The 8,875-nt window shown below is 40.2% G+C and carries 8 protein-coding genes and 1 other annotated feature; of the genes, 3 read left to right on the plus strand and 5 right to left on the minus strand.

Features of this window, described 5'->3' with window-relative positions:
- Nucleotides 1-102: 102 nt before the first annotated feature.
- Entirely contained in the window at nt 103-366 is a 264-nt protein-coding gene (locus tag EKM98_RS05065) for a hypothetical protein (RefSeq protein WP_125981003.1), read from the plus strand.
- On the opposite strand, the gene EKM98_RS05070 is transcribed toward EKM98_RS05065, so the two are convergent.
- Nucleotides 363-836 (minus strand): GNAT family N-acetyltransferase, encoded by a 474-nt coding sequence (locus EKM98_RS05070; protein ID WP_125981005.1) that lies wholly within the window; start codon nt 834-836, stop codon nt 363-365. The genes EKM98_RS05065 and EKM98_RS05070 overlap by 4 nt on opposite strands.
- A 222-nt stretch (nt 837-1,058) precedes the next feature.
- Nucleotides 1,059-1,382, minus strand: a complete 324-nt coding sequence (locus EKM98_RS05075; RefSeq protein WP_125981007.1) for a hypothetical protein — start codon at nt 1,380-1,382, stop codon at nt 1,059-1,061.
- Nucleotides 1,383-1,666: 284 nt separating this feature from the next.
- Here EKM98_RS05075 and EKM98_RS05080 point away from each other — a divergent pair, with 284 nt between their 5' ends.
- Nucleotides 1,667-4,174 (plus strand): excinuclease ABC subunit UvrA, encoded by a 2,508-nt coding sequence (locus tag EKM98_RS05080; RefSeq protein WP_125981009.1) that lies wholly within the window; start codon nt 1,667-1,669, stop codon nt 4,172-4,174.
- A gap of 579 nt (nt 4,175-4,753) precedes the next feature.
- Here the strand turns inward: EKM98_RS05080 and EKM98_RS05085 are convergent.
- Nucleotides 4,754-5,683: an AEC family transporter gene (locus EKM98_RS05085; RefSeq protein WP_068376540.1), complete on the minus strand. Its 930-nt coding sequence runs from the start codon at nt 5,681-5,683 to the stop codon at nt 4,754-4,756.
- 151 nt (nt 5,684-5,834) lie between these two features.
- Nucleotides 5,835-6,632 carry a PaaX family transcriptional regulator C-terminal domain-containing protein gene (locus tag EKM98_RS05090; RefSeq protein ID WP_068222103.1) on the minus strand — a complete coding sequence of 266 codons (798 nt, stop codon included), beginning with the start codon at nt 6,630-6,632 and terminating at the stop codon, nt 5,835-5,837.
- Between the two features lie 393 nt (nt 6,633-7,025).
- On the opposite strand from EKM98_RS05090, the gene EKM98_RS05095 reads away from it, so the two are divergent.
- A complete protein-coding gene (locus EKM98_RS05095; RefSeq protein ID WP_068279733.1) occupies nt 7,026-8,126 on the plus strand; it encodes a DMT family transporter in 1,101 nt (366 codons plus the stop codon).
- Between the two features lie 69 nt (nt 8,127-8,195).
- Here the strand turns inward: EKM98_RS05095 and EKM98_RS12055 are convergent, their stop codons facing one another.
- Entirely contained in the window at nt 8,196-8,348 is a 153-nt protein-coding gene (locus EKM98_RS12055) for an AbrB/MazE/SpoVT family DNA-binding domain-containing protein (protein WP_156519978.1), read from the minus strand.
- Nucleotides 8,349-8,543: 195 nt separating this feature from the next.
- Nucleotides 8,544-8,801: a binding site (T-box leader), on the plus strand.
- The last annotated feature ends 74 nt before the right edge of the window (nt 8,802-8,875 follow it).

The following is an 8,875-nucleotide window of genomic DNA, read 5'->3' on the forward strand; positions in this document are numbered from 1 at the left end:
TTCGAGTTCGCGTACTTCGCGTTAGGAGAATGGACATCCGCCGTGTATTGGATTTTGTGCTCGCACAAAATGGACATTAGAGCACTTAGGAGGTAGTCTAGCATGACCAAGTTATTAGAACGCCTTTTGTTAGGCTTAAAACAAACCGGTCAAAAATTAAATCAAGCTCAAGGAAAACAAACTGCTGCTTTTAGTGCAGCAATCTTCCACGGTAAAAAATTTAATTACGTTTCCTCGCTTGAATTGGCAGCCTTACTAGTCACTGATCACAATACCATTACAAACGCGCTACACCAAATAAGCCCTAACCTGGATATGCCACTAAGGTCAACGGCTAACGGTCTTGATGTGCAGCTATTTGATTAGAGTTGCTTTAAGTACCATGTATCACAAGCTGTATGCTCAGTTCCAGCCAGTGGTTTAGCTAGCTTCTTAAAATCATAGCGGGGGTAGATTTGATTGGCAACCTTAAGCTTGGCGAAGGTTTCTAAGTAAACTTGTTGGTAGTGCTGCGCCGCAAAATCCAGCGCTTTTTTTATTAGCTGATTTGAATAGCCCTTACCCCGGGATGCCTTCTGAATATAGAGCTTTTGTAACTCACAGGTACCAAAAGTATGTGCATAGGGTCCAATACCCACGCCACCAACAACTTGTTGATCTTCTTCAAGTATCCAATAAAAGCCATACTCTAAATTTGCGTAGTATTCGGCCAAAGATGTTAATTGCGGATCAAAGTAGGCAGTTCCCGGCAAATTTAATTGATATTCTGCTAAGCAATCCTGAACAAGCTTCTTAACTGCTAGATCATCCTTTGGTTCAATTGGTCGTATTTGCATAGGCATTACCTGCTAACTTTAATTTTAATTTAGTTTTCATACTAGCAAATTTTATGTTGCGACGCAATTCCTAATTATTAAAAAATAGAGCTCGAGGCTGCTACTTTTTTTACACCAAATAATTTTAATGGTGAAAAAAAGGGTACGGCTTCAGGCTCTATTTTACTTTTAATAATATTTCAATTACGTTATGAGTTTCCATTTTGTTTAGGGACAACTTTTTTAATCAACATTATCTAGAAAAACGTGATAACTTTTTTCGATTTGAAATTCTTTTTCACCGGCTGTTTTGGGTACAAATTGCAGTTTAATATCTGCCACTGCCATGTCAGCATCAGGATCGATTTGATACACACAATTAACCTTGGTCAAATCCGTTTGTGTGGCCAATTCATCCCGCATGATCTGGTAATCTAAGGAAATCAAATCAAGTGTTTGCGTGTAATCTTCTGGGTAAGGCACTAATACCATTGTATCCTTAAGGAAAAAAACATTTCCCTGTTTTAATCGCTTAAAAAAATGTTTGTTTGGCACCGTTAACTGCATCGTTCTCACTCCCTGACTATTCCGTTTATTATTGACATATCATCATACCATATAGTTCGTACTGAAGGAAGAAGTTAACGATTGGATCACCTAGATTTAATCTAACCGCTTTTCCAAGCACTCCCCCAGATTTGATTTGTGCTAAGATGAACTCGTGTTCAAAACTGCCTTAAATCAGCTTATAATTAACTTAATGGCTGCTAAAATATGTGGCCAAAAATTCTTTGAACACTTTTTAAGTCTACTTCATTTAAGTTAATTATTAGTGAAAAGGAGCAACTACTATGGCAAAAGTAACTTCCATCCCAAAACAAATCGAAGTCTCCGGTGCCCACGTCAATAACCTTAAAAATCTTTCAGTTTCAATTCCACTCAATCAATTCATTGCAATCAGTGGTCTATCTGGATCTGGAAAATCCTCTTTAGCAATGGGTGTTCTTTACGCTGAGGGTGCCCGGCGATACTTAGATTCGCTTTCAACCTATACACGCCGCCGAATCAGCCAAGTTGGCAAGGCAGATGTTGATTCCGTCCGCCATCTTCCAGCGGCCCTGGCCCTACGCCAACGGCCAAATGTTCCTAATTTACGAAGCACCGTTGGAACAATGACCGAGAGTTTCAATATTTTACGGCTATTATTTTCTCGCCTTGGTTCACACGTTTCCCCAAATGGTCAACGCGTCAAACCTAGCCTACGAGTTGCGGAGGGTTTGACTCTACAAGCAGGTGATGGAACAACTTTCCAGCCACCTGGTGCCGAAAGCTTCGCGTTTAATTCAACCGGTGCCTGCCCGACTTGCCACGGTACTGGCCAAATTCGTCAGATCATTGCGGCACGACTCATTCCTGATGACCAGCTAACAATTCGCCAAGGTGCTATCGCCTCTTGGAAATTACCGGGGCGTAACTTTATGCAGTTTGTTGTACAAACAATCGGTGTTAACATCGACACCCCTTTTCGTGATCTAAGTAAAAAAGATCAGGCAATTGTTTTGTACGGCGAAAAGAAAAAGTACGCTATTAACATTCCAACTTCAACTGGCAAAATCTTTCACATGGATAATGCTCAATTTGAAAATGCGTTTGCTGCGGTAGAAGATAGCCTGGCCACTACGCATAACGAACGCGCTATCCAGCGACTCAACCGTTTTTATGATTTCACTACCTGCCCAACTTGTCACGGCAATCGATTTAACCCAAAGCTTTTACAAAGTCAGTTGGCTGGAAAAAATATTGCAGAAGTGTGTGCAATCGAAATTAAAGATTTACCGGTGTTTGCGGCAACGATCGTTCCCCAATTGCCAGCTAATATGGCCAAGATTGGTACTAACTTGGTTGGTGAGTTTAAAACTAGTCTCGCACCATTACTTGATCTTGGACTAGATTATTTAACTTTAGGTCGCCCTGGCATGACACTATCTACTGGTGAATTACAGCGAATTCAGCTTAGTCGCACTCTGCGTTCAGAAACAACTGGTGTGCTTTACGTACTGGATGAACCTTCAATTGGACTACATCCCGCCAACGTTACTGGTCTGGTCAAAATTCTTCGTCAATTAGTCGCACAGGGCAATTCGCTAATTGCCGTTGACCACAACACTGGCCTAATTGGCGCCGCTGATCAAATTATTGAGATTGGTCCCGGTGCCGGTAAAAAAGGAGGAACTATTCTTGATCAAGGAAGTGTCGCCGAAATTAAGAAAAATCCCCATTCATTGATTGGTCCTTTTTTAACTGGCAAAACATCCTTAATCACACGCAAACAAGTCCCTAAGGAACACATATTTGATCAAGGAACGATCAAACTACACGTTAAACGGCGCTTCAATTTGAATAACGTCACCGCTAGCTTTCCAGTCGGACAGTTGACCGCCGTTAGTGGCTTTTCTGGTGCTGGTAAAACCACGCTTATTTTGGACAGCCTACTACCGGCAATTCAGGCCCAGGCACAAGAGCAGCCACTACCACAACACGTTGACAAGTTGGAAAGTGGTGGCATCAAACGTGCAGTAATGATCGATTCAACACCTGTGGGTAAAAACGTCCGTTCAACTGTCGCTACCTATTCTGGTGTTTTTGATAAAATTCGCCAAGCCTTTGCGGCAACTACAACGGCTAAACAACAACATTTTGGTGCGGCCCATTTTTCTTACAATACCTTAACTGGCGCTTGCCCCACCTGCCATGGTACTGGCCAAATTTCGCTGGATGTTCAGTACTTGCCGGATATCGTGGAAACCTGCCCAACTTGTAAGGGAAGCCGCTATAATCCAGAAACTTTAACGGTAAAATGGCACGACATGACTATCGCGGACGTTTTAACATTATCCGTTGATGAAGCCATCCCTAAATTAAAAACTTTGACCAGCGTTGTTAGTCGCCTAAAATCCTTACAGGACATGGGCCTGGGCTATCTAAAATTAGGTGAGGCTACCCCAACCTTATCTGGTGGTGAGGCGCAACGGCTTAAGTTAGTCAGTTCAATGGGCCAGAAACAAATGGGAACCCTTTTTGTTTTTGATGAACCTTCTGTCGGTCTACATCCGTTAGACATTCGTACCTTAATTCACGTTTTTGATCAATTATTAGCCACCGGCGCAACGATCATAACCATTGAGCATGACTTGGACATCATCGCCAACGCGGATTACGTTGTTGATGTCGGCCCTCGTGGCGGTACTGCCGGCGGTAAAATTGTGGCAACTGGTACACCACGTGAGGTGGCCAACCAAAAAAATAGTATTACGGGGCAATACTTGGCCAAACACCTTAAACAATTTGGGGTTGACTAGGGAAGGTTTGAAAAATCGCTTTATTTAGTACTTTCCTGATTAATTTAGTGCAAACGTGTTTGGAAAAAGCAGATTACTGCAATTACCTTATTTCAACTTGGCGGTTTTTGCCGTGCTAGTTCTTGCGGTGAACGAGGCGAACTTAGTCGCGAGCAGTTATGGACTTTATAACTGTGTTCCTTGGTTTCACCACAAGAATAGACAACATCGAAGTATCATAAGTTATTTGCAAAATAGTAGTTAAAATAGCCGAATTACCTTTTTCAAGGGTAATTCGGCTATTTAGGCTAATCCTCAGAATCTAACCGCTTCTCCAAACACTCTGGTTTAAACGTGTTTGGAAAAGCAGATTCCTGCGGTTGCCATGTTTCAACTTGGCGGTTTTTGCCTTAGTTGAATGGACAACATTTGAAGCATCAAGATTATTAGCGTACCTAGCTAATAATCCTCAATTGCGGAATAGTGGCTACAACAGCCAAATCACCTTTTTCAAAGGTAATTCGGCTGTTTAGGCTAATCCTCAGAATCTAACCGCTTTTTCAAACACTCTCTTTTTTAGTATCATAAATCACTCTAATTCTATAACGCCGCTATTGCGATCATTAGCGGCAGTGAGACGATTGAAAATAAAGTTGATAAACTCATCAGTTTAACCGCAAAGGCCGGGTCACCGTCGTTTAATAGGGTAAATAAAACAACAATCCCTGCTACTGGGCAAGCTGCCATCGTCGCGGTTGCCAGTAACGCAGTCCCGTGCAAACCAATGACGGCCAGTATTAGTAACGTTAAAAACGGCATAACAATATTTCGCAGTAAAATTCCCGGCCAAATTAAGTGATCGCTAAATAATTCCCGCCATTTAATGCTGGCAATACTATTTCCAATTACCATCATTGAAAGTGGTGTATTGATCCCACTAATATAATTGACCCCTGATTGTAAAATTGTCGGCAGTTTAAACGACGCCAAAAAAACAATCAGTCCAATAACAATGGCAATAATATTGGGATTAGTCAACACACTACGCACCATGTAACGGCGGCTGGATTGATTTTTTTCTGATTTAAATAAATTAATGCCGTGGGTCCAATTAAATAAATTAAATACCGCTAAATAAGGTACCGAGTAAAAAACACCTGCTGAACCGAATAATGCGTTAGTTAGCGGTATTCCCATAAAACCAGCATTTGAATAAACTGTTCCGAATTGAAGCGCCGTTCGTTGTTCAGTATTTTTAACACGGTGAAAAGCCAGCCGACCTACAATAATTGCAACAAGATAAGACAACACAGTTCCAACAAAGGCCAAGCTCAATTGGGTTAGCTGATGCACGGAAAAGGGTTGCTCGAACGCTTTAATAATTAAACACGGCGAAACAATGTACAGCAAGATGGCCGTTAAGTCTTTGGAAGTTTGTTCATGGATAAAGCCCACTCGGTTAGCTAAAAAACCAACTGCCATTAATAAAAACATTAAGCTAACCTGATTTAACGATGTTACGAATCCCATTTACTCACCCAATCTTTTTTCTACTATAATTTACTTTATCCTTAAAAAATGAACGCCACTATTTTTGAGATTGTTCTAATTTAACGGTGAATTCTGTTTCAAAAATCAGCATTTAACAACCTTAGCCTAAATATAGCCCAGTACTTGATACTCAAGTGAACATCGGTGTCATAAATTTTGCGTAGGGACTTTGTTTAGGAAAGATCTCAGCAATACTGTTGTAGCCAGTAATTAATAACTGAAGTGTTTTCTGGCCAATCCAATCTGGTGGTAATAAACTCTGCGGTAGAATTGGATCGAGTAAAAACATCGTATTGATATGATTACCAATGTCCAAATATAAATTTAATAGAGCCTGATCATCCCCACTGGCCACAACTTGTGAGGTGTGAGCCATTTTTTCCTTAATCCAAGCATATTCAGTTTGATAAGTTTGGGTCAAAGTTTTTAAATGCCACATTTGAAAGGCCTCTTGCCGCGTTAGGCGCGTTTTAAAAAAGGTTCCTTTCACAACCTTTACGTCACTAGTGACACCAATTTCCTGTGCCAATGCCAAAACATCATTCCCGTAATGCCAAGGTGACACGTAAACCGAGGATTGATATGGTGCAAAACCATACTCCTGTAAGGCCGTTTTAAAGGCCGCTTTTGCCTTACGCTTTTCTTCCGGAATTCGAATGAAAACAAACGTCCAATTCCCATCAAAGGCCATTTGATAATTATTGTATTTTAAATTAATGTCGGATAATCTTTTTTTCCCTTCGGCCGTTAGCGCATAAAGCCCCCGGCGGCGGGAAATAATTCGGCCCTGGTTCTTTAACTTGGATAACGTGTTGCGAACGGTCATCTCCGTATAATTACGCTTAGTGTAAATTGCGACCAAAGTTTTGGCGTGCACTTCCTCACCAACGTCGATTAAATGTAAAATTTGTTTTTCAACTGATTGCATCCATTGTTCCTTTCTAAATCAATTGAAAGAGTGTTTAAAGAATGATTAGCTTGTTCTCGCCTGTTCAAAAATAGGATTAAAAATAATTTTCGGGCAACCAACGAGCGATTCGTAGCCAAATCATCCTTTTTATGTCGCTCTTTTCATTGACAAGTTTTCATTTTTAAATATAATAGTAATTATACTGTTTCGACAAAATATAATTATATTTAGGGTTGTTAGTAACTTACAAAGTATCGTGTGGGTCAGTTAGCTTTCTAACGACTCTTAGAAAGCATTAATAAAAGATTGGCGTTACATCTTATGTTAGTTATTATAAAGGGCTACTTTTAATTTGAAAACACTTTTTAATTATTGGCAGCTACTTAATCGTGAGGGAGACGATTGTTTCACATGAAAAAAACATATATTTACGTCTTAATTTCAACTTTCTTATTCAGCTCAATGGAAATTTCACTTAAATTAGCTGGCAGTGCCTTCAATGGTATCCAGCTTAACTTCTTACGTTTCTTAGTCGGTGGTTTATTCTTACTACCGTTTGCGGTAAGGGCCTTGCGTAAGCAGAAACACCGATTAGACTTTAAAGACTTAGGTATCTTTTTACTAACTGGTTTAGTTGGCATCGTGATTAGCATGACCTTCTACCAAATTGCTGTCGAGGTCGATCAAGCTTCAACCGTAGCCGTTTTATTCAGCTGTAACCCAATATTTGCACTAATCTTCTCTTACTTAATTTTACGAGAAAAGCTCAGCCGAACAAATTTAATTGCCGTCATTATTTCCCTAATCGGGTTGCTAATCATTGTTAATCCAACCCACCTCACTAATCCAGTTGGGTTAACTCTGGCGATTACTTCCGCCGTTACTTTTGGCCTTTACTCAATTGTTTCACGCTGGGGTTCTATGCGTGGACACTTTAATGGACTTACAATGACCAGCCTTTCTTTCTTGGCCGGCGCACTGGAACTAGGGATTTTAATGGGTCTATCACACGTTTCAGCAATCGCTAACCGATTAAATAGCGTTAATGGGCTTAAATCATTTGCAAACATACCGTTCGTTCAAGGAATTGCACCAAATAATTTATTATTACTGGCCTACATATGTATCGGGGTTACTGCTGGCGGCTTTGGTTTTTACTTTCTTGCAATGGAAACTTCAGACGTTTCAACTGCTTCCCTTGTGTTCTTCATTAAACCGGCGCTGGCACCAATCATGGCTATGATTGTTTTGCACGAACGTATTGTGCTGCCAACCATCATCGGAATCGTTGTCATTGTACTCGGTTCAATCGTTATGTTCTTAGGTAATCGTTACGCTGACCAAGTTAACTCAATGCAGTATCAGGGTATTTTTGCTAAACTATTACGCAAACCTGGTAGCCCAAATGAGTTACAACAAAAGATTAGTGCCGATCGCCAAAAGCTCCGTGACGATGCTAAGCTTACCAAGGAAAAATTAGTAAACAAGTCATCAAATGAAAATTTATCCTAGAGTTGCATTAAAAAACAGGTATGAAGTGATTGTTTGTAAACAAATCACTTCATACCTGTTTTTATTGCCTTATTCTTCAACTTTTTTTCGTTTAACAACAATTTTATCCTTTTTATTTTTAATCTTAACTCGCTGCCCCGGATGCATTTTCAAAATGCCACGTAACGCTACGGGAATGACAATTCGTCCCTTTGCATCTACAATCACTTGGTATTCTTTCATGTTTAATCGCCCCCTTTAATCCTAATAAGATTTAATTTAAGCTTACCAAGATGTGGGAGCCAAAACACGAAATATGCTTTATTTAATTGTCTAGTTAAGTTTTAGCTAATGGGAACTGCTATTCTAGGACCTACTTGACATTTAAAAAGAAACGGGGTAAAGTGTTTTCAAGTTAAAGATAGATGAGATTATTATTAAAACACCGTGATGGGGAGAGTAGCAACTACTTATTTTTCAAGCGAGCTTCGATTAGTGCAAGGAAGTAAAAGTGGGTAATTGTGAAAGTAGCCTCGGAGTGGCGGATGCGACGTTTATGAAGTGTCCGTTGGGAGCGCCCATTATTGCGCCAACGTCTTGAAAAAGTATTTTAATGCTTTCTCAGCACGGGGTAAGGCTATTACTGCGAAGTAATAGTAAATTTAAGGTGGTAACACGCAATTCAGCGTCCTTTAAAGGCTCTCTGTCAAATCCTGTTGATAGCCAATTTTACAGCGTTAGAAGTTAGGCAACTTCTAATGCTGTTTTTT

Origin of the sequence: Loigolactobacillus iwatensis (assembly GCF_003950295.1) — a bacterium.
GTDB lineage: Bacteria > Bacillota > Bacilli > Lactobacillales > Lactobacillaceae > Loigolactobacillus > Loigolactobacillus iwatensis.

What these genes read in the sequence shown, in the direction of transcription:
- EKM98_RS05065 (WP_125981003.1), top strand. Translation starts at nt 103, where the DNA reads ATGACCAAGTTATTAGAACGCCTTTTGTTAGGCTTAAAACAAACCGGT.
- EKM98_RS05070 (WP_125981005.1), bottom strand. Translation starts at nt 836, where the DNA reads ATGCAAATACGACCAATTGAACCAAAGGATGATCTAGCAGTTAAGAAG.
- EKM98_RS05075 (WP_125981007.1), bottom strand. Translation starts at nt 1,382, where the DNA reads ATGCAGTTAACGGTGCCAAACAAACATTTTTTTAAGCGATTAAAACAG.
- EKM98_RS05080 (WP_125981009.1), top strand. Translation starts at nt 1,667, where the DNA reads ATGGCAAAAGTAACTTCCATCCCAAAACAAATCGAAGTCTCCGGTGCC.
- EKM98_RS05085 (WP_068376540.1), bottom strand. Translation starts at nt 5,683, where the DNA reads ATGGGATTCGTAACATCGTTAAATCAGGTTAGCTTAATGTTTTTATTA.
- EKM98_RS05090 (WP_068222103.1), bottom strand. Translation starts at nt 6,632, where the DNA reads ATGCAATCAGTTGAAAAACAAATTTTACATTTAATCGACGTTGGTGAG.
- EKM98_RS05095 (WP_068279733.1), top strand. Translation starts at nt 7,026, where the DNA reads ATGAAAAAAACATATATTTACGTCTTAATTTCAACTTTCTTATTCAGC.
- EKM98_RS12055 (WP_156519978.1), bottom strand. Translation starts at nt 8,348, where the DNA reads ATGAAAGAATACCAAGTGATTGTAGATGCAAAGGGACGAATTGTCATT.